This is a genomic window from Streptomyces sp. NPDC012466 (assembly GCF_042955215.1).
Lineage (GTDB): Bacteria > Actinomycetota > Actinomycetes > Streptomycetales > Streptomycetaceae > Streptomyces.
Genome location: NZ_JBIBEQ010000006.1, coordinates 393,536 through 413,045, shown reverse-complemented (window position 1 = coordinate 413,045; position 19,510 = coordinate 393,536). Strand labels below are relative to the sequence as shown.

17 protein-coding genes are annotated in these 19,510 nt (G+C 73.2%); 7 read left to right on the top strand and 10 right to left on the bottom strand.

Going from position 1 to position 19,510, the window contains the following annotated elements:
• Nucleotides 1-21 precede the first annotated feature (21 nt).
• On the bottom strand, nt 22-153 hold the full coding sequence (locus tag ACFY9E_RS23930; protein ID WP_267886819.1) for a hypothetical protein: 132 nt from the start codon (nt 151-153) through the stop codon (nt 22-24).
• A 168-nt stretch (nt 154-321) separates the two neighbouring features.
• On the bottom strand, nt 322-2,862 hold the full coding sequence (locus ACFY9E_RS23925; RefSeq protein ID WP_390987369.1) for a helicase-associated domain-containing protein: 2,541 nt from the start codon (nt 2,860-2,862) through the stop codon (nt 322-324).
• Nucleotides 2,863-3,014: 152 nt separating this feature from the next.
• On the opposite strand from ACFY9E_RS23925, the gene ACFY9E_RS23920 reads away from it, so the two are divergent.
• Nucleotides 3,015-4,001 carry a hypothetical protein gene (locus tag ACFY9E_RS23920; protein ID WP_390987367.1) on the top strand — a complete coding sequence of 329 codons (987 nt, stop codon included), beginning with the start codon at nt 3,015-3,017 and terminating at the stop codon, nt 3,999-4,001.
• A 42-nt stretch (nt 4,002-4,043) separates the two neighbouring features.
• Nucleotides 4,044-4,685, top strand: a complete 642-nt coding sequence (locus ACFY9E_RS23915; protein ID WP_390987366.1) for a haloacid dehalogenase-like hydrolase — start codon at nt 4,044-4,046, stop codon at nt 4,683-4,685.
• Here the strand turns inward: ACFY9E_RS23915 and ACFY9E_RS23910 are convergent.
• Nucleotides 4,664-4,912: a hypothetical protein gene (locus ACFY9E_RS23910; RefSeq protein ID WP_390987364.1), complete on the bottom strand. Its 249-nt coding sequence runs from the start codon at nt 4,910-4,912 to the stop codon at nt 4,664-4,666. The genes ACFY9E_RS23915 and ACFY9E_RS23910 overlap by 22 nt on opposite strands.
• Before the next feature lie 164 nt (nt 4,913-5,076).
• On the opposite strand from ACFY9E_RS23910, the gene ACFY9E_RS23905 reads away from it, so the two are divergent.
• Nucleotides 5,077-5,460, top strand: coding sequence for a cold-shock protein (locus ACFY9E_RS23905; protein WP_010035896.1), 384 nt, complete (start codon nt 5,077-5,079; stop codon nt 5,458-5,460).
• Nucleotides 5,461-5,483: 23 nt separating this feature from the next.
• Here the strand turns inward: ACFY9E_RS23905 and ACFY9E_RS23900 are convergent, their stop codons facing one another.
• From ACFY9E_RS23900 to ACFY9E_RS23885, 4 genes are all read right to left on the bottom strand, one after another.
• On the bottom strand, nt 5,484-6,332 hold the full coding sequence (locus ACFY9E_RS23900; protein WP_390987362.1) for an MqnA/MqnD/SBP family protein: 849 nt from the start codon (nt 6,330-6,332) through the stop codon (nt 5,484-5,486).
• The gene (locus tag ACFY9E_RS23895) at nt 6,322-7,032 is read right to left on the bottom strand and encodes a futalosine hydrolase (RefSeq protein WP_390987361.1); all 711 of its coding nucleotides are present in this window, start codon (nt 7,030-7,032) and stop codon (nt 6,322-6,324) included. Before ACFY9E_RS23895 ends, ACFY9E_RS23900 begins: the two co-directional genes overlap by 11 nt.
• The gene (locus ACFY9E_RS23890; RefSeq protein WP_390987359.1) at nt 7,002-7,475 is read right to left on the bottom strand and encodes a DUF2771 domain-containing protein; all 474 of its coding nucleotides are present in this window, start codon (nt 7,473-7,475) and stop codon (nt 7,002-7,004) included. Before ACFY9E_RS23890 ends, ACFY9E_RS23895 begins: the two co-directional genes overlap by 31 nt.
• Nucleotides 7,476-7,551: 76 nt before the next feature.
• On the bottom strand, nt 7,552-8,985 hold the full coding sequence (locus ACFY9E_RS23885; protein WP_390987357.1) for an MFS transporter: 1,434 nt from the start codon (nt 8,983-8,985) through the stop codon (nt 7,552-7,554).
• A gap of 272 nt (nt 8,986-9,257) precedes the next feature.
• Between ACFY9E_RS23885 and ACFY9E_RS23880 the strand changes: the two genes are divergently transcribed.
• From ACFY9E_RS23880 to ACFY9E_RS23865, 4 genes are all read left to right on the top strand, one after another.
• The gene (locus ACFY9E_RS23880; protein ID WP_390987355.1) at nt 9,258-10,184 is read left to right on the top strand and encodes a DUF3027 domain-containing protein; all 927 of its coding nucleotides are present in this window, start codon (nt 9,258-9,260) and stop codon (nt 10,182-10,184) included.
• A 124-nt stretch (nt 10,185-10,308) separates the two neighbouring features.
• Nucleotides 10,309-13,467, top strand: coding sequence for a sacsin N-terminal ATP-binding-like domain-containing protein (locus tag ACFY9E_RS23875; protein WP_390987354.1), 3,159 nt, complete (start codon nt 10,309-10,311; stop codon nt 13,465-13,467).
• A gap of 185 nt (nt 13,468-13,652) precedes the next feature.
• Nucleotides 13,653-14,561 carry a hypothetical protein gene (locus ACFY9E_RS23870; protein ID WP_390987352.1) on the top strand — a complete coding sequence of 303 codons (909 nt, stop codon included), beginning with the start codon at nt 13,653-13,655 and terminating at the stop codon, nt 14,559-14,561.
• Nucleotides 14,562-14,781: 220 nt separating this feature from the next.
• Complete coding sequence (locus ACFY9E_RS23865) at nt 14,782-15,636, top strand: hypothetical protein (protein ID WP_390987350.1); 855 nt, start codon at nt 14,782-14,784, stop codon at nt 15,634-15,636.
• A 78-nt stretch (nt 15,637-15,714) separates the two neighbouring features.
• On the opposite strand, the gene ACFY9E_RS23860 is transcribed toward ACFY9E_RS23865, so the two are convergent.
• The 3 genes from ACFY9E_RS23860 to ACFY9E_RS23850 form a co-directional block, all read right to left on the bottom strand.
• Nucleotides 15,715-18,108, bottom strand: coding sequence for an HAD-IC family P-type ATPase (locus ACFY9E_RS23860; protein ID WP_390987349.1), 2,394 nt, complete (start codon nt 18,106-18,108; stop codon nt 15,715-15,717).
• A gap of 133 nt (nt 18,109-18,241) precedes the next feature.
• Entirely contained in the window at nt 18,242-19,087 is an 846-nt protein-coding gene (locus ACFY9E_RS23855) for a methyltransferase domain-containing protein (protein ID WP_390987347.1), read from the bottom strand.
• A gap of 123 nt (nt 19,088-19,210) precedes the next feature.
• Nucleotides 19,211-19,489: a DUF2530 domain-containing protein gene (locus ACFY9E_RS23850; protein ID WP_390987345.1), complete on the bottom strand. Its 279-nt coding sequence runs from the start codon at nt 19,487-19,489 to the stop codon at nt 19,211-19,213.
• Between the last annotated feature and the right edge of the window lie 21 nt (nt 19,490-19,510).

The window sequence follows — 19,510 nt, the reverse complement described above, 5'->3', positions numbered from 1 at the left end:
CGACGCGGGGGCGGGAACGGGTCAGATCTGCGGTGTCTCCAGGACGAGGCCGGCGACGTCGATGCTCACCGCGGAGGCCGGGGTGGCGAGCCCACCGAACGTCATGAGGGCGGCGGTGGCGAGGACGGCGGCGACTCGACGGACAGCGCGCATGCGGGGGACTTCCTTTCGGTGAAGCTCACAGGACACCCGGTGGCTGCCCCCGCCCGCACGGCGTGATGCGGCACGCCCGGCAAGGTCGCCCGAGCGTGGGACATCCCCGGCGTGGCGTGCATGAACGCCCGCCTGCACCCGAACGGGTGACACGGCCGACGAGGGCCGTCAGTCCCCGTCGTCGGCGAGTTCCGCGACCCCGGTGATCCGGTGCAGCGGATACGTACGGACCTCGTCCGCGGTGTGGTCGTACGCCGTGACGAAGCCGCCCTCGACGCGGATCGGGGCGACGACCCGCTGACTGGCGGACCCCTCGGCGTTGACGTAGCCGATCCACAGGGCGTCTCCGGTGAGCACGGCGGCCTGCATGGTGGCGAGGGTCTCGGCGGCACCGGTGCGGGGCAGCTCCCCGTCGGGCGCCGGGGCGGTGCCGGGCTTGCGCGGGGTGGTGGAGGCGAGGTCACCGGCCCGGATGGCGCGCAGCGCGGCCGCGAGGAGGGTGTCGTCGGGAACCGGCGGGCCGTCCGGCACCGGCTCGGGCGGGGTGCGGGGCGGGGTGCGGTGGGCCAGGGCGCGGGTGATCAGCACATCGCCCTCGGCGGACTCGGCGGCCGGCGCGAAGCCCATCGCCCGCAGGCCCTCCAGCAGCCCGGACGGGTCGGCCTGCGCGGCCAGCACGGTCGGCGCGAGCCGGCGCAGCCCGAGTCCGGCGGCCCGTTTGTCGGCGAGGATCTCGTTGAGCACCGCGTCGTCGTCGCAGCGCACGTACGCCGAGGCCGCGCCGACGCGCAGATGGCCGTGCCGCCGGGCCACGTCGTCGATCAGGTACGCGAGCGGCTGCGGCACCGGCGTGCGGGAGTGCGCGGCGAGAAAGGCGTGCAGGTCGGAGGCGGCCTGCCCGGCGTCCAGCGCCCGCCGCACCGAGCCGGGCGTGAACCGGTACACCGTGGCCCCGCCCTTGGACTCGACGTCCGCCAGCACGCCCAGCATGTCCGCCAGCGGCCGCCGCAGGGGCCCGGGCGCCACCGCCGTCAGGTCGGCCTGGAGCAGCACGTGGTCCAGCGGCTCGGGCAGCAGCGGCGCGAGCAGCCGGGCCGCTGCGGCGGAGGCGACGGCCTGTTCGGCGGGGGAGAGGGGAGCGAGCGGGGCGGGGTGGTGATGGTGGTGGACGGGCAGTTTGTCGCCCGGTCCGGCGGGCTCCGCCTCCGGTCCCTTCGCGGGAGCCGCGGGGGCGCCCAGCAGCGCCCGGCCCTGGGCCGACAGCGCGCCCCGGCCCGTGACGCCCAGCAGCTCCGCCTCGGACAGGGCCCACTCGGCGAGCCGGCCGCGCGGGTCGTCCTCCCGCCGGTCGCCGCGCAGGGGCCGCTCCCAGCGCAGCCGGGCCAGCACCGACCCGGCGGCCGGAGCGGCGCCCTCCGGCAACCCGGCCAGCAGCGCCAGCACCCGGTGCCGCACCTCGGGCGCCGCCGAACGGTCCAGGCCCGGCCCGAGCGCCGACAACGTCCGGTCCTTCGCGTCCCGCCCGCCCACCGGACCGGCCGTGCGGGTCGCCGCGAGCCACGCCGTGACCAGCCGCGACCAGCGCTCGGGGGCGGGCAGCTCCCGCCACTCGTCGTACGCCGGGGTCGCCGCGTACCGCTCGTCGGCCTCGCCGTCCGAGGCGATCAGACCGGCCGCGTACGCCAGTTCCACCCAGAACGCGGCGACGGGCTCCGGTACGTCGAGGGCGACGGCGGTCCGCTTCAGGTCCCGCACGCTGAGCCCACCGGCCCGCAGCACCGCCGGCCCGCCCTCGTCCCAGTCCTTCAGCAGCTCCTCGACGGTCGCGAGCGCGGTGTACGCCTGTCCGGCCGCGGTGCTGTCCACAACCTGTGGACGATGTGCGGCCGCCACCTCGACCACCGGCGGCACCGGCTCGGGCGTCCGGTGCGCCAGGCCCCGCCGCAGGTGCAGGGCGACCTCACGTGGCAGGACGACCGTCCCGGGCGCCGTCGGCAGCAGCAGCCCCCGGTCCAGCAGCCAGCGCAGCCGGGGCGCCGGATCGGCGGTGACCTGCCCGTACGGCGGCCCCCACACCAGGCGTTCCAGTACCTCCAGGGAGTCGGCCGGGGCCTGGGCGAGCAGCGCGGCCATCCGGCGCCGGTCCGTGAACAGCCCGGTCAGGGCGGTCACCGCGGAGACCGAGTCGTGCGTCGAGGGCAGACCGGCGGCCGTGACGATCTCCTGGATCCGCCCCGGGGACATCCCGGCGGTGGCCTCCTGGACCGTCGGGCCGAGCCCGGTCGGCGAGGGATGCTGCGGCGAGGGGGCCAGCAGTTCACGCGCCGTGCGGACCAGCCGCAGCCGGTCGTCGCCGCCCCACACCAGGGCCTGTTCGCGCAAGCCGTCCAGGGCGTGCGGCAGGGCCGCGACGACGGCCGGGTCGGCGTCGTCCCCGGCCATGAGTCCGAGCAGTTCGCCGTAGGTCGCCGGGTCCGCCGCCACGGCCAGCGCCTCCGCCGTCTGCAACGCGAACCGGTCCAGCCGTTCCAGGGCCCGCACCACCGAGGCACGGGTGCCGGCGCGGGTCGCGAGCTGGGTGAGGTCGGTGGGGACGGGCGTGATGAGATCCGGGCGGCTGCGCAGGAGCGCGCCCAGCGAAGCGTCGCCCCGCGCGCGGAGCGCTTCCGCGAGGGAGCGGGGGGCCGGGGGCCTGTCCTCGGTGCTCATCCGGTCCACGGTAGCGGGTCGCCTCCCCGGGCCGGGCCGACCGTGCGCGGCCCCCTCCCCGAACGCGGTACGGGGTTTTGGCGGCCCCGCGGGCACTCGCGGTACCGTCGTGCGACGGCGTCACGCAACGCACCCGCCCCGGAGGGGACTTCGTGGGGATTGAGAGCGACCAGGTCGTTTACGAGTATCTGAGCCGCGTCGGTGACGTGGCCCAGCAGCGGCAGTTGTCGTCGGCCACCCGTATGCGCCTGGTCGCGGACCTGCGCAACGAGATCGACAAGCGCCGCGCGAAGGCCACCGTCGACTCGCCCGCCGCCGTCCGCCGCATCCTGTCCCGGCTGGGCAGCCCCGACGACGTCGTGACCGCGGCAGCGGGCGGCACGGCGGGTGAGCCGCGCAGCGCCGCCCCCGCCTCCGTCCCCGTGCAGCGCGACGCCGCGCCGGAGGAGCGGGCGAAGGGCGTCATGCGGCGCGTCGTCCCGCGCCCCCGCCCGGCGCGGCAGGCCGAGGAGTCGCACCCCGCGCCCTTCGACGGCCCGGCCCCGCCGCACCTGGCCGCCGGGCACGAGCTCGGGGACAGCGCGGTCCAGCCGGACTGGTGGCGGGTGGACAGCGGCCCGTTCGGCGTCGGGGACGAGGTGCCGGGGTTCGTGGGCGGTGTGGAGCTGCCGGACCTGCTGAAGCCGCCGGCGCCGCGCAAGGCGGAGCAGGACGAGGCCGCCGAGGAACCGGCCCCGGTCGTCGAGGCGGCCGAGGTGACCGGGGAGGGGGGTCGCCGCCGGCTCCCGCGCCTTCCCGCCGGAAACTGGAGCAACCCGCTCCTGCTGATCGCCGCCGGACTCCTCGTCGCCGGTGCCGTGCTCGGCAACTGGTTCGTCCTCCTGCTCGGCTGGCTCATCGCCTACGCCTCCCGCCGCCTGAGCCAGGCCGAGACGAAGTGGGCGGTCGTGATCCTGCCGGGCCTCTCCGTGGCGGGGGGCCTGGTGTGGCTGTGGGGCAGGATGAACGGCCGCTGGGGCACCCCGATCGCCGAGGGCCAGATGAACGCGGCGGTGGCGGAGACCTGGCCGTGGGTGGTGCGCGGAGCGGCGGTGGCGTCGGCGCTGTTCCTGGTGTGGCGTTCCCAGCGCTCGCGCTAGCCGTCGCGGGGGGACGTCTGCCGTTCGAACCGCCTGGGCACAATGGCCCATATGGCCTTCATGACCCCGCCCCCGCTCACCGTCGGCTTCGACCTCGACATGACCCTCATCGACTCCCGGCCCGGCATCCGCGCCTGCTACCAGGCGCTGTCCGAGCGGACGGGGACGTACGTCGACGCCGACCTCGCGGTCACGCGGCTCGGGCCGCCGCTGGCCGAGGAGCTGATCCACTGGTTCCCGGCCGGGGAGGTGGAGGCCGTGGCGGACCTGTACCGGGAGATGTACCCGACGATCGCCATCACCGCGACCCCGGCGCTGACCGGCGCCCGGGAGGCCATCGCGGCCGTACGGGAGGCCGGGGGACGCGCGATCGTCGTCACCGCCAAGTACGAGCCCAACGCCAAGCTGCACCTCGCCCACCTCGGCATCGAGCCCGACGCCGTCATCGGCGACCTGTGGGCCGAGCAGAAGGCGGAGGCCCTGCGCGAGCACGACGCGGGCGTCTACGTCGGCGACCACGTCGGTGACGTGCGCGGGGCCCGGGCCGCCGGGGCGCTCTCGGTCGCGGTGGCCACCGGTCCCTGCCCTCCGGCGGAACTGCGCGCGGCGGGCGCGGACGTCGTTCTCGCCGATCTGACCGAATTCCCGCGCTGGCTTTCGGACTACCGTCCCGCGCGCGCCTGACGCCGGCCCGCTGCCACGGAACGCAGCACTCCCGCACCGGCCATCAGGAATCCGACCGCCATGAGCATGCTCAATCCGAACATGTACGTCGGAAAGGGCGCCGTCCCGAGGAACAGCGGGGCGACGGTGACCAGTGTGGCCAGGGCGCCGAGGAAGAAGACGACGGCTCCGGTACGGACCAGGCGGTCACCGGGAGCGGCGGAATTCGTTTGGGTTTTGTCACGCACCCGACCAGGGTAGTTCCCAGCGCGAAGGAACAACCGGGTGACGTCTTGTCACCGGCTGCAAGAGCATTAGCCTTGGTACCGGCGGGTCCGTACGACCCGCCCGAGTGCTATCAAGAGCCGTTTCCAGAAGCAGTTTTCCGACGAGTACGAGGACGAGGACAGACGTGCCTACCGGCAAGGTCAAGTGGTTCAACAGCGAGAAGGGCTTCGGCTTCCTCTCCCGCGACGACGGCGGTGACGTCTTCGTCCATTCCTCGGTCCTCCCCGCCGGAGTCGAGACGCTCAAGCCGGGTCAGCGCGTGGAGTTCGGCGTCGTCGCCGGGCAGCGCGGCGACCAGGCGCTGTCCCTGACGATCCTGGACCCGACCCCGTCCGTCGCCGCCGCGACCCGCAAGAAGCCGGACGAGCTGGCCTCCATCGTCCAGGACCTGACGACCCTGCTGGAGAACATCACGCCGATGCTGGAGCGGGGCCGCTACCCCGAGAAGACGGCCGGCAAGAAGATCGCCGGCCTGCTGCGCGCGGTCGCCGACCAGCTGGACGTCTGAGCCTCGGGGAAGACGTCCGAGCCTCAGGGAAAACGCAGCGCGTCCGGGCCGAGGGGCGGCAGCAGTCCCTCGGCAGCCGCGCGGGTCAGCAGCCCGCGTACGGCCGCGTAGCCGTCCTCGCCGAGGTCGGCCGTGAACTCGTTGACGTACAGCCCGATGTGCTGGTCGGCGACGGCCGGGTCCATCTCCTGGGCGTGTTCCATGACGTAGGGCCGGGAGGCCTCGGGATCGTCCCAGGCGGCGCGCACCGACGTGCGGATGGAGTCGGCCAGCAGCCGCAGCTTCTGCTCGCCCAGCGACCGCTTGGCGATGATGGCGCCCAGCGGGATCGGCAGCCCGGTGGTGTTCTCCCAGTGCTCGCCCATGTCGGCGAGCTTGTGCAGCCCGTAGTCGCGGTAGGTGAAGCGCGCCTCGTGGATGACGAGCCCCGCGTCGACCTTCCCGTCCCGCACGGCCGGCATGATCTCGTGGAACGGCATGACGACGATCTCGCCGACCCCGTCGGCCAGCGTGTCCGCGGCCCACAGCCGGAACAGCAGATAGGCGGTGGACCTCTCACCGGGCACCGCGACGGTCCGCCCGGTGAGGTCGACGTCCGCTTCCCGGGTCAGCACCAGCGGCCCGCAGCCCCGCCCCAGCGCGCCCCCGCAGGGCAGCAGGGCGTAGTCGTCGAGGACGTAGGGCAGCACGGCGTACGACACCTTCAGCACGTCGAACTCGCCGCGCTCGGCCATGCCGTTGGTGATGTCGATGTCGGCGAAGGTCACGTCGAGGGCGGGGGCGCCGGGGACGCGGTCGTGGGCGAGGGCGTCGAAGACGAACGTGTCGTTCGGGCAGGGCGAGTACGCGATCTGCAGCTGCTCAACGGTCATGCCGGTTCCAACTCTCCAGTACGGGCGTGAGCTTCCCGAATCCCTCGGTCAAGGCCGCCAGGGCGTCCGGGATGCGCCAGGCGGCGCGGTCCCGCGGCCCCACGGGATTGGAGATCGCCCGGATTTCCAGCACGGGCACCCCGTGCGCGGCGGCCGCCTCGGCGACGCCGAAGCCCTCCATGGCCTCGGCGAGGGCGGTGGGGTGCCGTTCCCGCAGCGCGGCGGCCCTGGCGGCCGTGCCGGTCACGGTCGACACCGTGAGCACGGCCCCGGTCCGGGCGCCGGCGGCGTCGGAGACCCGCCGTACGAGATCCGCGGGCGGCCGGTGCCTGACGGTCCCGAAGCCGAGCTCGGTGACCGGCAGAAACCCGTCCTCGGTCTCGGCCCCCAGATCGGCTGCGACGATCTCGTCGGCGACCACGAGCGACCCCACGGCCGCCTCGGGCAGGAACCCGCCCCCGATCCCGGCGGACACGACGAGGGTGCGGGGCTCGCCCTTCAGGGCGGCCGTGGTGAGGGCGGAGGCGGTGGACGCAGCCGCGAGGGCGGGCCCGACGCCGACGGCGATCACCTCGATGCCGCTGTCGCCCGGGAAGGCCCGGGCCACCGCGTCCCTCTCGACGGGCACGGCGGTGGCCACCAGGACCCGGTGCAGCCCGGCGGCAGCGATCAGGCGTCCTTCTTCAGCTTGAAGTTCCACAGGCCCGACGGGTCCTTGTCGCCCTCCTTGATGGACACCAGCGTCGAGTTGCCCTGCGCGCCGTACTGGGCGTTGAAGAACACGCTGCCCGGAATCGTGCGGTAGGTCTTCGTGCTGGAATCGGTCAGCGGCTGACCGTTCATCAGGATCGTCCAGCCCTTGTCGGCGATCTCGGGGTCGACACCGAAGCGCACGGTCTCGTCGGGGTCGACGGAGATGCTCTTGATGCCCTTGTCCTTCAGGCACTGGGTGAGATCGGACGGCTTCAGGGTGTCGCCCTCGCCGCCACAGGTGGCCTCGGTGTTCACCGAGTCGCTGCCCACGGTGACCGTGGCCATCGAGGTCGGCTTGTCACAGGCCGACAGGACGAGCAGTCCGGCGGATACGACGCCGGCGACGGCGACGGCGCGGCGGCGTCGCACAACGGATTGCAACGTGTTCATGGGCGAAGGCTATCGGGCCGACGCCTCGCACCGCCCACGCGGGGTACGGCTCCCCGGGAGAACCATCAGAAGGGCTCTACGCGACGCGCGCCCGTCCCGTGCCCCCGCGCCGGGCCGAGTCGATCAGCCCCCGTACGGTCACCAGCCACCCGGCGCCGACGATCGCGGCGCCCACCGCCAGCCCGGCCGTGCCGTTGAGGGGCATCGCGATGCCGACCGCCCCGCCCAGCACCCAGGACATCTGCAGCAGCGTCTCGGAGCGTGCGAAGGCCGACGTACGGACGAGTTCGGGCACGTCCCGCTGGATCAGCGCGTCGAGCGAGAGCTTGGCCAGGGCCTGCGCGAACCCGGCGATCGCGGCCAGACCCGCCACCAGGACCGCGCCGAAGAACACCGCGGCCGTGATCGCCGCGCCCGCCACGCACGCCACCACCGTCACGATGATGATCTCCGGGGCCCGCGAGCGCAGCCACGCACCGACGGCCGTGCCGAGCGCGTTGCCCGCGCCCGCCGACACGCCCACTATCCCCAGCGACACCGCGGCGCTCTGGCCGGAGACCGGGTGCTCGCGCAGCAGGAACGCCAGGAAGAAGATCAGGAACCCGGTCAGGCAGCGGATGGCGGCGTTGGCGGCCAGGGCGTGGGTGACGGCCGGGCCCACCGTGCGCAGCCCGGGGCGCTTGACCGGCTGCCGGTGCGGCCCGTGCAGGTGCTGCTCGTCCGCCGCCAGCAGGGCCCGGTCCTCGCCCTTGGCCGAGTCGACCTTCGGCGGCAGCGTGAACGACAGGACCGTCCCCGCGACGAAGATCACGAAGGCGCCGTAGAGGGGCCAGCGCGGCCCGATCTGCTGGAGTCCGGCGCCGATGGGCGCGGCGATGCCGGTGGCGAGGAGGCCGCCGAGGGTGACGCGCGAGTTGGCCTTCACCAGGGAGAAGCCGGGCGGCAGCAGCCGGGGCACGACGGCGCTTCTGACCACGCCGTACGCCTTCGACGAGACGAGGACGCCGAGCGCGGCCGGGTACAGCTCCAGGCCGCCGCTGACGACCGCGCCGGACAGGACGAGCGCGAGCAGCGCCCGGGCCAGCATCGCGCCGGCCATCGCGGCGCGGCGGCCGTGCGGGAGGCGGTCGAGGAGGGGGCCGATGACGGGCGCGAGGAGGGTGAAGGGCGCCATGGTGATGGCGAGGTACAGGGCGACGCGGCCGCGGGCCTCGTCGGTGGGCACGGAGAAGAAGACCGTGGAGGCCAGGGCGACGGTGATCATGACGTCGCCGGCGCCGTTCACCCCGTGCAGTTCGATCAGCTTGCCGAGGCCGGACTCGCCCGCCCCGTGCGCGTGGGTGGCCTTGCGGATACCGCGGGCCGGGCCCGTCACCGGGAAGTGCAGGGCACGGCCGACCGCCCGGAGGGAGCCGCCCAGACGGCCCGGCCCGCTCGGTCGGCTGCTTCCCTTGACCCCTTTCGACCCACCGGTCCCGGTGGCGCCCGGGGGTGTCTTCGCGGCTGCCACGACGTCATAGTGCCCCGATAAGGCCGTGGGTAGTGCCATTACCGCTTGTATAGGGCCTGTGGGGTGACTGTCCGGGGCGTCGGTTCGTGATCAGGTGGGGGCGCAACAGGACCGTCGGTGTACGCGAAGTGGGGCGGAAGGGTAGCGTGCGTATCTCAGCCATCCCGCAAAATGGATGAAGGACGTCGACGCGGTCCCCCGGTCCGCTCCGTCCGCCCCCCGCGCCGGGAGTGGCGCACTCGTGAGACGGCGTATGGAGAGAAGCGATACCTGTGAGCGCAGCGACAACGCGAAGCCGCACCCCTGACCGTCTGTGCGCCGAGGCAGTCGACCTCGCACGCGCCGCAGCCGAGGAGGCGGCGGCGCCAGGAATCGTCGGGGAACACGTGGGGCTGGTCTCCGAGGGGGACCGCGTTGTCACCCACTTCTTCGAATGCCGCGAGCTCGGGTACCGGGGCTGGCGCTGGGCCGTGACGGTGGCCCGGGCCTCCCGGGCGAAGATCGTCACGATCGACGAGGCGGCGCTGCTGCCCGGCCCCGACGCGGTGCTCGCGCCCGAGTGGGTGCCGTGGAGCGAGCGGCTGCGCCCCGGCGACATGGGGCCGGGCGATCTGCTGCCCACCGATGCCGAGGACCTGCGTCTGGAGCCGGGCTACACGGGCGAGGACGAGCCGGCGCCGAAGTCCCCCGTCTCGCACGAGATGGCCGACCTGGTGGAGGCGGAGGACGCGGACCTCACCGCGGATTCCCCGGCCGGCTACACGGTCCCGCCGCTGCGCGGTTCGATCCCGGCGGTCGCCGAGGAACTGGGCATGCGCCGGGCCCGCGTCCTGTCCCGCTACGGCCTGCACACCGCGGCCGACCGCTGGGAGGAGGCGTTCGGCCCCAAGACCCCCATGGCCCAGGCGGCCCCCGCGGCCTGCGTGAGCTGCGGCTTCCTCGTCCCCATCGGCGGCTCCCTCGGCCAGGCCTTCGGCGCCTGCGCCAACGAGTTCTCCCCGGCCGACGGCCGCCTGGTCTCCCTCTCCTACGGCTGCGGCGGCCACTCCGAGGCCGCGGTCATGCCCCGGCCGCCCCAGCCCGCCGCCCCGGTCATCGACGAGACCCGGGTCGACCCCTTCCCGCTGCGCCCGTCCTCGGACTCGGGCTCGGTGACACCGACCGCGGACGCCGACACGGAGGAGCTGGGTCACTCCTAGCCGCCTGCGGCCCGCCCGGCTCCGGGGCCGCTCCGGACCCGGCGGCCCGCGCCGGGCAGGCGCACGGCGGGTGCTCCCCAGGCGGTACCTTCGTCCTCACGTCCACGAGGAGAAGGAACGGAACGTGAGCAGCAAGTTCGTGCGGCCCGCCGCCGAGGGGGCCGATCCGTTCGGTACCGCCCGTCTGCGGCGCGGTGTCCTCGACGCCTGGGCCACCAGCCCCGCCCGGTTCCGCGAGGACGCCAATGCCGAGGAGGACCTGGTTCTCGGCGGCTACCGGGACCGGCTCGTCGTGGAACTCGCCCAGAACGCGGCCGACGCGGCGGCCCGGGCCGGAGTGCCGGGCCGGCTGCGGCTCACCCTGCGGGACGGGGTGCTCGTCGCCGCCAACACCGGAGCCCCGCTGGACGCGACGGGGGTCGAGTCGCTGTCCACCCTGCGGGCGTCGGCCAAGAGGGACTCGGGGGACACGTCCTCCGTGGGGCGGTTCGGCGTCGGGTTCGCCGCCGTCCTCTCCGTCACCGACGAGCCCGCCGTCGTCGGCCGGCACGGCGGTGTGCGCTGGTCGCTGGCCGAGGCCAGGGCCCTGGCCGCCGAGACCGCCCGGCACAGCCCCGGCCTCGGGGACGAGGTCCGGCGGCGGGACGGGCACGTACCCCTGCTGCGGCTGCCCTACGCCGCCGAGGGCACCGCCCCCGACCCGTACGACACCGCCGTCATCCTGCCGCTGCGGGACGCGGCCGCCGCCGACCTCGCCGAGCGGCTCCTGCGGGCCGTCGACGACGCCCTGCTGCTCACCCTTCCCGGACTCGAAGAGCTGGTCGTCGAGATCAACGGGGAGAGCCCGCGGACCCTCACCCGCCGGACCGACGGGCCCTTCACCGTCGTCGACGACTCCGCCCACGGCGTCACCCACTGGCGCAGCGCCGCCGCCCACGGCCCCCTCACCCCCGACCTGCTCGCCGACCGGCCCGTCGAGGAGCGGCTGCGGCCCCACTGGTCCGTCACCTGGGCCGTGCCCGTGGACAGCGACGGCAGCCCGGCCCGGCCCCGCACCAGCGCGGTCGTGCACGCCCCGACACCGAGCGACGAGCCGCTCGGTGTCCCGGCCCTGCTCATCGCCTCGTTCCCGCTGGACTCCACCCGCCGGCACGCCGCCCCCGGCCCGCTGACCGACTTCCTGGTCCAGCGCGCGGCCGACGCCTACGCCGAACTCCTCGGCGACTGGCGGCCGGTGACCTCGGGGATCATCGACCTCGTGCCCGGGCCGCTCGGCAAGGGCGAACTGGACGGCGCCCTGCGCCAGGCGATCCTGGAGCGGCTGCCGCGGACTGCGTTCCTCCCGCCCGCCCTCCCGCCCGGCGAGGGCGACGACCTGCCGGAATCCCTGCGGCCCCGGGACGCCGAGGTCGTCGAGGGCGCGGGCGCGGACACCGTGCGGGTGCTCGCCGAGGTGCTGCCCACCCTGCTGCCCGCCGGGCTGGAGCGCCGCGCCGAGCTGCGGACCCTGGGCGTCGCCCGGGTCCCGCTGACCGACGCGATCGACCGGCTGGCCGGTCTGGAGAAGGAACCCGGCTGGTGGCGGCGGCTCTACGACAGCCTGGCCGGGATCGACCCGGAGCGGCTGTCGGGGCTTCCGGTTCCGCTGGCTGGGGGCACCTCCCAGGCTTTCGGCACCGGGGGAGGCCGGACGGCGATCGGGCCCCGGCAGGTGCTCCTGCCCGGCGCGGAGGCCGCCCGGATCGACCCCGAGGTGCTGGCCCGGCTCGGCCTGAAGGTCGCCCACCCGGACGCCGCCCATCCGATCCTGGAGAAGCTCGGCGCCCTGCCCGCGACCCCCCGGGCCGTCCTCACCACCCCGCAGGTCCGGGCCGCCGTCGCCGCGTCCCTGGACGACGAGGGGGGCGTGAACTGGGAAGAGGACGTCCTCGACGCCGACGAACTGGCCGACACCGTCCTCGCGCTGGTGCGGGACGCCGGTCTCGAGCCCGGTGACGAGCCCTGGCTCGGCGCGCTCGCCCTGCCCGACGAGGACGGCGAACCGGCCCCGGCCTGCGAACTGGTCTACCCCGGCGGTCCCTTCGCCCAGGTCATGCGCGAGGGCGAACTCGCCTTCGTGGACGCCGAACTGGCCGCCAAGTGGGGCGAGCAGCCGCTGGCCGCCTGCGGGGTCCTGGTGAACTTCGCGGTCGTCCGCGCCAACGACGTCGTCCTCGACCCCGACGAACTGGAGCCCCGCGACGGCGACTTCGCCGAACCGGACGACGCGGGCCTGCTGGACGCCGTCGACGTGTGGTGCGAGGACATCCTCGACCGCTTCCCGGACAGCCCGGTGCCGCCGGTCGCCACCGAGATCCTCGCCGTGCGGGACCTGGACCTGGTCGACGAGGACAAGTGGGCGCAGGCGCTCGCGCTGCTGTCCCGGCCGCCGCTCAGGGACGCGATCGTGCAGCCCGTGCGGATCCTGCTGCCGGACGGGACGCACGAGGTCGTCCGGTCGTACACCGCCTGGTGGCTGCGCGGGAACCCGGTGCTCGACGGCCGCCGCCCGGCCGGACTGCGGGCCGCCGGCGGCGACCCGCTGCTGCGCGGGCTGTACGACGAGGCCGACGCGTCCGGGTTCGAGGACGAGCAGGTGCTGCGGGCCCTGGGGGTGCGCACCTCCGTCGCCGCGCTGCTGGACGAGCCCGGCGGTGCCGCCGAGCTGCTCGACCGGCTCGCCGACCCCGAGCGGGAGGTGACGGACGCTCAGCTGCACGCCCTGTACGGGGCGCTGGCCGATCTCGATCCCGAGCAGGTGACCCTGCCGGACGACCTGCGGGCCGTCATCGACGGCCGGGTGGAGGTCGTGGACGCGGCCGACGCCGTGGTGTGCGACTCGCCCGACCTGCTGCCGTTCACCGAGGGCGTCCCGCTGCTCCCCGTACGGCCGTCACGCGCCGCCGGGCTGGCCGAACTGTTCCAGGTGCGGCGGCTGAGCGAGTCCGTCACCGGGGAGGTCACCTCCGAGGGCACCGAGCACGACGTACCGGAGCCGGTGCGGGTGCTGCTGGGCCGGCGGACCCCGTCCTCGTACGTCGAGCACGAGGAACTCGTCGTCGACGGCGTGGAGATCGACTGGCGGCTCACCGACGACGGCGTCCTGCACGCGGCCACGCTGGAGGGCGTCGCCGCGGGGCTCGCCTGGGCGGCGGGGCAGTGGCCGCGGCGGTTCGAGGTGGGGGCGCTGCTGGAGGACCCGTCCCGCACGGAGGAGCTGGCGCGGGACCGGTGGTTCGACTGACCGGAATCGACCGATTCAGTGGAGACATGGGGCTGTTGGTGAAAACTGGCGCACATATTTTTCACCTGCCGTACAACCAAGCGCACTGCTGAGCTATCTGATCACGTGAGTCAACAGACTCCACGATCACTTGGGCCCCGAGAGCCGACGACGAGCACCGGGGCCCCTCTCCACCTGGAGAACGCATGCGTATCCGAGCCACCGTGGCCGCCGTCACCGGCGCCCTGGCCCTCTCCGCCCTCGCCGTGCCGGCCGCGCAGGCCGCGGAGCCGAAGGTTCCCGCGAACATCGCCGCCGCCAGCGAGGTCGTCCACGCCGACTCCGGCCGGTCGGCCTTCGCCGCCGACGCGGACGGCGAGCCGATCGCCCTGAACGCGACCTTCTCCTCGGTCAAGGTCAACAACGGCAAGAACATCTCGGTCGGCACCACCAACGTGGTCAAGGTCCCGGTGTCCTTCACGCTGACCCACGGCCAGGAAGTGGACATCCACGCCCCGGACTTCTTCGCGGCCGTCGAGCTGTACCGCGGTGCCTCGTTCGAGGAGACGGTCTTCTTCTTCGACAGCGACGACGCGACCTGCACGGACTCCTCCGCGACCGTCGCCCAGTGCAAGGCCACCGTCGCGATCGACCCGTACGCGCTGCTGAACGAGGACGCCGGCTCCTGGAAGGCGGCGGCGTTCGCGGTCGCGTTCAACGGCGAGGACCCGGAGAACCCGAACCTGGACAACGTCGGTGTCGCGGTGAAGGACCCGACGAACTCCTTCAAGCTCCAGCGCTACTCCAAGCTGACGGTCAACGCCTCGCCGGAGCCGGTGAAGAAGGGCAAGACCATCACGGTCACCGGCAAGCTGTCCCGCGCCAACTGGGACGACAACCAGTACCACGGCTACACCAACCAGTCGGTGAAGCTGCAGTTCCGCAAGAAGAGTTCCAGCACCTACACCACGGTGAAGACCATCAAGTCCAACTCCACGGGCGAGCTGAAGACCACCGTCACGGCCTCGACGGACGGCTACTTCCGCTACTCCTTCGCGGGCACCACGACCACCCCGGCGGTCAACGCCGCGGGTGACTTCGTCGACGTGCGATAACCGTCCGCACGACCGTTCGCGCGACGACGGACACCGCCGGTCCCGGTGCCATACCGGGGCCGGCGGCGCCGTCTGCACGCCGTGCATATGCCACGGGCGTGTCAAGCGTCGCGGATGAGACGGCAAAATCCGGGCCGAGCCGTACAACCCCGCCCGGGGTTCGTGGATCTGATCGCGTGAGTCAACAGACTCCTAGATCACTTCTCCACCTGGGGAACACATGCACATCCGAGCCACCGTGGCCGCCGTCGCCGGCGCCCTGGCCCTTTCCGCCCTCGTCGTCCCGGCCGCGCAGGCCGCCGACGCCCCGTCCGGCAAGCAGGCGTTCAGCTCCGCCGCGGCCGACGCGGGCACGGGCACCACCGCGTCGAACCTCGACGTCACCTTCTCCAACATGAAGGTGAACAGCGGCAAGAACATCGCCGTCGGCACCACCAACATGGTGAGCGTGCCCGTCACCTTCACCGTGACCCACGCCGCGGACCTCGACACCAGCACCGACAACTTCGCCACCGGTCCGCTGATCTACCACGGCTCCTCGCTCGACACCGCGGACAACGTCCTCATCAGCGACGACCCGGCCACCTGCACCGCCGCCTCGTCGACGGTCCTCAACTGCAAGGGCGTCATCAACATCCGCCCGGCCGACGGCGACCTGTTCAACTCCGACGCCGGCACCTGGGGCGCCGGCGCCCTCGCCGTCACCAGCGACGGCGCCGAGAAGATGCAGGGCGGCCTGGGCGCCACCAAGGTCCAGCGCTACTCCAAGCTGACGGTCAACGCCGGCCCCGAGCCCGTCTACAAGGGCAAGACGATCACGTCGACGGGCAAGCTGTCCCGCGCCAACTGGGAGGACAACGCCTACCACGGCTACACCAACCAGCCGGTCAAGCTCCAGTTCCGCAAGGCGGGCACCAGCACGTACACCACGGTCAAGACGGTGTACTCCGACGGTTACGGCAACCTGAAGGCCACGGCCACCGCCCAGTACGACGGCTACTGGCGCTTCAGCTTCGCCGGCACGACGACCACCCCGGCCGTCAACGCCACGGGCGACTACGTCGACGTGAAGTAAGACGCCCCGCAAGGGGCGCGGGCTGTGTCGATGTGCGGCTCCGCCGCGTGGGCGCGACAAGCCCGCACGGCGCCGCGCTCAAGCGGGAAAGCGGCGGTCCACCCACCTCCACAGGAGTTCCAGGGCGGCCGCCGCCACCGCCGCGATGCCGACCGCGATCCACGGCATCGTCATCCCGACCAGCTTCAGCGCGAAGAAGTGCTGCAACCACGGCACGACCAGCACCAGCAGGAACGCCCCGGCCATGGACGCGACGAGGGCGACACGCCACCAGGTGTAGGGCCGGGCGATGATCGCCAGCACCCACATCGAGACGACGAACAGCGTCAGCGTCGCCGCACTCGTCTCCGCGTCCAGCGCCCCCGCACCCGTGTAGTGCTCCCGGGCGATCAGATACGTCGCGAAGGTCGCCACCGCGGCCACGACCCCGCCCGGAATCGCGTACCGCATGACCCGCCGTACGAAGTTCGGCTGCGCGCGTTCCTTGTTGGGCGCGAGCGCCAGGAAGAACGCCGGGATGCCGATGGTGAGCGTCGACAGCAGGGTCAGATGGCGCGGCAGGAACGGGTACTCCACCTGCGAGCACACCACCAGCACGGCGAGCAGCACCGAGTAGACCGTCTTGACGAGGAACAGGGTCGCCACGCGGGTGATGTTGCCGATGACCCGGCGCCCCTCGGCCACCACCGACGGCAGCGTCGCGAAGCTGTTGTTCAGCAGCACGATCTGCGCGACCGCCCGGGTCGCCTCCGAGCCGGAGCCCATCGCCACGCCGATGTCGGCGTCCTTCAGGGCGAGCACGTCGTTCACCCCGTCACCGGTCATCGCGACCGTGTGCCCGCGGGACTGGAGCGCCCCCACCATGTTCCGCTTCTGCTGCGGGGTGACCCGCCCGAACACCGTGCCGTCGTCCAGGGCGTCGGCCATTCCCTCCTGCTCGGCGGGCAGCCGGCGCGCGTCGACGGTGGTGCCGGACAGCCCGAGCTTGGCGGCGACCGCGCCGACCGACACCGCGTTGTCGCCGGAGATGACCTTGGCCCGGACGTCCTGGTCGGCGAAGTAGCGCAGGGTGTCGGCGGCGTCCGGCCGCAGCCGCTGCTCCAGCACGACCAGGGCGGTGGGCTTCGCCCCGGTCGTCACGTCGGGATCGTCCAGGTCCCGCGCGACCCGGGCGAGCAGCAGCACCCTGAGGCCCTGCTCGTTCAGCCGCCCGGTCTCGGCGAGGGCCGGATCGTCCTCCGCCAGCAGCACGTCGGGTGCGCCCAGCAGCCATCGGCTCGACCGCCCGTCGCCCTCGCTGAACGCGGCGCCGCTGTACTTGCGGGCCGAGGAGAACGGCAGGGCCTCGGTGCAGCGCCAGTCCTCGACGGCCGGGTAGGTGTCGATGATCGCCTTCAGGGAGGCGTTCGGCCGCGGGTCCGACGCGCCGAGCGCGCCGAGCACCTTGCGTACGTACGTCTCGTCGGCGCCCTGGAGCGGCCGTAGCTCGGTGACGTCCATGCCGCCCTCGGTGAGGGTGCCGGTCTTGTCGAGGCAGACGGTGTCGACCCGGGCCAGCCCTTCGATCGCGGGCAGCTCCTGCACCAGGCACTGCTTGCGGCCGAGGCGGATCACGCCGATGGCGAAGGCGACCGAGGTGAGCAGGACCAGCCCCTCGGGGACCATCGGGACGATGCCGCCGACCGTGCGGGCGACCGAGTCGTCGAAGGCGTTCTCCTTCACGACCAGCTGGCTGATGACCAGGCCGATCGCGGTCGGGACCATCATCCACGTGACGTACTTGAGGATCGTGGAGATGCCCGACCGCAGCTCGGACTGGACGAGGGTGAAGCGCGAGGCCTCCTCGGCGAGCTGGGCGGCGTAGGCCTCCCGGCCGACCTTCGTCGCCTGGAACGCCCCGCCGCCCGCGACCACGAAGCTGCCCGACATGACCTGGTCGCCCGGGTGCTTGACGACCGGGTCGGCCTCGCCGGTGAGCAGCGACTCGTCGATCTCCAGCCCGTCGGCCTCGACACAGACGCCGTCGACGACGATCTTGTCGCCGGGCCCGATCTCGATCAGGTCGTCCAGCACGATCTCGGACGTGCTGACCTGTGCGGCGGTCCCGTCGCGGCGGACGGTCGGCCGCACCTCGCCGATCAGCGCGAGCGAGTCCAGCGTTTTCTTCGCCCGCCACTCCTGGACGATCCCGATGCCGGTGTTCGCGAGGATCACGAACCCGAACAGGCTGTCCTGGATCGGCGCGACCACCAGCATGATCAGCCACAGCACGCCGATGATCGCGTTGAAGCGGGTGAAGACGTTCGCACGGACGATGTCGACGGTGGACCGGCTGCTGCGCACCGGCACGTCGTTGACCTGGCCGCGCTCCACCCGCTCGGTGACCTGAGCACCGGTCAGGCCGGTCTCGCGGGAGGTGACCGTCGCCGGCCGCGCGGAGTCGGTCCGGGCACCCGTGTCGAGATGCGTCATGCATTCGACGGTACGTGCGGTTTTGCCGCTTCACCCGCTGAATGCGGCGAAGATCCGACCTGGGAAGGACGGACTTCGTGCCGTGGTCGTACGGCAGTTGCAGGGCGCCGGACCCCGGTGCCACGCCCCGGTGTCAGCCCGCCCGGCGTGCGGTGAACAGCAGGTACTCCCACTCCAGGACCGTCCCGTCCGCGCCCGTGCCGAGGTCGCCGTCGCGGGCGAGGTCCACCAGGGCGCCGTCCAGGGCGGCGGCGCGTTCGGGCTCACCGGCGATGTTCTTGTAGACGCTGATCGTCGGGCCGTAACGCTCCTTGAAGTAGTCGCGGAACATCTCGGGCGTCTCGAAGCGGTCGACCCTCACCGTGCGGCGCTCGGCGCCGACGTCCGTGACCCTGTCGCCGAGGAGGGCGCGCACATGGTCCTCGTCCCCCCACAGCGGGGGCGGCTGGGCTCCGGGCGGGGGCGGTGGCGCGTACGGCTTCATCGCGGCGAACATCCGGCCGATGAAGCCCTGCGGCGTCCAGCTGAGCAGCCCGATGGTGCCGCCCGGACGGCAGACCCGGACGAGTTCGTCGGCGGCCCGCTGGTGGTGCGGGGCGAACATGACGCCCACGCAGGACAGCACGGTGTCGAACTCCGCGTCGCCGAAGGGCAGGGCCTCGGCGTCGGCCTCCTGCCAGGTGAGGTGCGCACCCTGCTTCTCGGCCGCCCGACGGCCGGCTTCGAAGAGCTCCGGGGTCAGGTCGGAGGCCACCACGTCCGCGCCGGCCAGGGCCGCCGGGATCGCGGCGTTGCCGGAACCGGCTCCCACGTCCAGCACCCGCCGGCCGGAGCGTACTCCGCACGCCTCGACCAGGATCGCTCCCAGTTCCGGGATGACCTCGGCGGCCAGCGACGGGTAGTCGCCCTGGGCCCACATCGCCCGGTGCTTGGACTTCAGGGCACGGTCGGCCTCGGCCGCGCTGTCTTGCATCGTCATCGCTGCGCTCCTCACCGGTCGGGCGGCGGTTTCGCGCCGACGGTTTTCGAGCGTTTCGCCGCCTTATACGAGCGTAGGGAGGGGGCGACGGCGTGTCTCGCCGGAGAGCGGGAAGGAAGGTGCCTAGGGGGCTTCGGGCGTCGCCGTCAGGTTCTCGGCGGACGCCGCCTTCTTGATCGCGGCCTCACGCCTGCGGACGTACCAGATGCCGATCAGTCCCAGCCCGGCGCCGGCCAGGCAGGTCCACACCCACCAGGTGTGGCCGTGGTCGTCGAACCAGCCGTAGAAGGGGAGCTGGACCAGGAAGAGGACGAACCACAGGATCGTGCCGCCGGTGATGGTGGCGACCACGGGGCCCTCCAAGGGCTCCGGCGCCTCGTGTCGGGGGGTCCATTTCGCCATGGGGACAGCTTACGAGGCGAT

Coding starts and splice junctions, on each gene's coding strand:
- ACFY9E_RS23860 (WP_390987349.1), bottom strand. CDS start 18,108: ATGACGCATCTCGACACGGGTGCCCGGACCGACTCCGCGCGGCCGGCG.
- ACFY9E_RS23930 (WP_267886819.1), bottom strand. CDS start 153: ATGCGCGCTGTCCGTCGAGTCGCCGCCGTCCTCGCCACCGCCGCCCTC.
- ACFY9E_RS23890 (WP_390987359.1), bottom strand. CDS start 7,475: ATGAACACGTTGCAATCCGTTGTGCGACGCCGCCGCGCCGTCGCCGTC.
- ACFY9E_RS23925 (WP_390987369.1), bottom strand. CDS start 2,862: ATGAGCACCGAGGACAGGCCCCCGGCCCCCCGCTCCCTCGCGGAAGCG.
- ACFY9E_RS23865 (WP_390987350.1), top strand. CDS start 14,782: ATGCACATCCGAGCCACCGTGGCCGCCGTCGCCGGCGCCCTGGCCCTT.
- ACFY9E_RS23850 (WP_390987345.1), bottom strand. CDS start 19,489: ATGGCGAAATGGACCCCCCGACACGAGGCGCCGGAGCCCTTGGAGGGC.
- ACFY9E_RS23915 (WP_390987366.1), top strand. CDS start 4,044: ATGGCCCATATGGCCTTCATGACCCCGCCCCCGCTCACCGTCGGCTTC.
- ACFY9E_RS23855 (WP_390987347.1), bottom strand. CDS start 19,087: ATGACGATGCAAGACAGCGCGGCCGAGGCCGACCGTGCCCTGAAGTCC.
- ACFY9E_RS23900 (WP_390987362.1), bottom strand. CDS start 6,332: ATGACCGTTGAGCAGCTGCAGATCGCGTACTCGCCCTGCCCGAACGAC.
- ACFY9E_RS23870 (WP_390987352.1), top strand. CDS start 13,653: ATGCGTATCCGAGCCACCGTGGCCGCCGTCACCGGCGCCCTGGCCCTC.